Annotated in this window: 1 pseudogene; it reads left to right on the forward strand. The window is 45.2% G+C overall.

The annotated features are described in order from the left end of the window. Positions 1-1,052: pseudogene (locus K357_RS09925) on the forward strand (hypothetical protein); the annotation flags it as partial.

A 1,052-nucleotide genomic window follows, 5' to 3' on the forward strand; every position in this document is an offset into this window, starting at 1 on the left:
CAAGTGGAAACGCGAATTCAAGCGGCGGATACATCGAGAACCGATGGGAAGACCATCTTGAATAACGTAGGATCGGCCATTGCTGGCACTACGATTGAGGGGAATAAGAACCCAACATTCCTAGACCGATTGAAGGAAGCTGCGAAAGAGAACAATCACCCTACCGCAGCGGTGAACGTATCTGACCTTACACAGGCTACAGGTGAAAGCATTACACAAGCTGTAGAGCAAGCAACCGCGAAAGGACTTGTGTTCAATGCCAATATTGGTGGAGCTAAGACCAACCAACTAGGGTCTACCGTTACCATTCGAGGTACGGCAGATATACCAGATAATGCCTCTGCGGAAGACAAACAGTACGATGGTAAAAACGTACTCACCTCGATTGAGCAAGGCGCTGATGGGAATACGACAGTAACGGTGAAACTTAATAAAGACTTAACATCGAAATCTGTTACCACCACTACCTTGACCGTAAAAGGCGAAGCTGGCAAATCAGGTAAACCAGGTAAAGATCCTGAAATCATCGTCGGTGAAAAAGGTGAAAAAGGTTCCGATGGTACCATCGGCGTACATGGTAAAGATGGGTCATCGGTAACGATTCATGGTGCAGATGGATCCATTGGCCTTGCAGGCAAAAATGGTGCTAACGGCCTTACCATAAAAGGCGATAAGGGTGTAAATGGCGTAGATGGCAAAGATGGCATGACACGCATCATTTACGAAACACAAGAAGTAGACCCTCAGCATCCAGATACAAAGAAACCGGTCAAACATGAAGTAGCCACTATGGATGATGGCATGAAATATGCTGGTGACGATGCTACTGGTACTACGAATGTGATCACAAAGAAACTCAATAGTACGTTGAAGATCATTGGTGGTGCTACTAAAGATACCTTAACGGACAAGAACATTGGTGTGAATCATGTAGATGGTGCACTCAAGGTACAATTAGCGTCTAACTTACAAGGTATTACATCGATTGCAGGTAAAGGCGGTACAGATAATTTAACTATCTCCAATGGAGGTACGACACTCACCATTACGAG

Origin of the sequence: Veillonella montpellierensis DSM 17217 (genome assembly GCF_000426745.1) — a bacterium.
GTDB lineage: Bacteria > Bacillota > Negativicutes > Veillonellales > Veillonellaceae > Veillonella > Veillonella montpellierensis.